This window comes from Pseudoalteromonas sp. SG44-8 (genome assembly GCF_014164125.1).
GTDB lineage: Bacteria > Pseudomonadota > Gammaproteobacteria > Enterobacterales > Alteromonadaceae > Pseudoalteromonas > Pseudoalteromonas rhizosphaerae.
In genome coordinates, this window is sequence record NZ_JACJEQ010000102.1 from 1 (window position 1) to 251 (window position 251).

Sequence of the window (251 nt, forward strand, 5' to 3'; positions counted from 1 at the left end):
GGGAGTACGGCCGCAAGGTTAAAACTCAAATGAATTGACGGGGGCCCGCACAAGCGGTGGAGCATGTGGTTTAATTCGATGCAACGCGAAGAACCTTACCTACACTTGACATACAGAGAACTTACCAGAGATGGTTTGGTGCCTTCGGGAACTCTGATACAGGTGCTGCATGGCTGTCGTCAGCTCGTGTTGTGAGATGTTGGGTTAAGTCCCGCAACGAGCGCAACCCCTATCCTTAGTTGCTAGCAGGT

1 rRNA gene is annotated in these 251 nt (G+C 51.8%); it reads left to right on the plus strand.

Going from position 1 to position 251, the window contains the following annotated elements:
- Positions 1-251, plus strand: a 16S ribosomal RNA gene (locus H5163_RS21140); the annotation flags it as partial.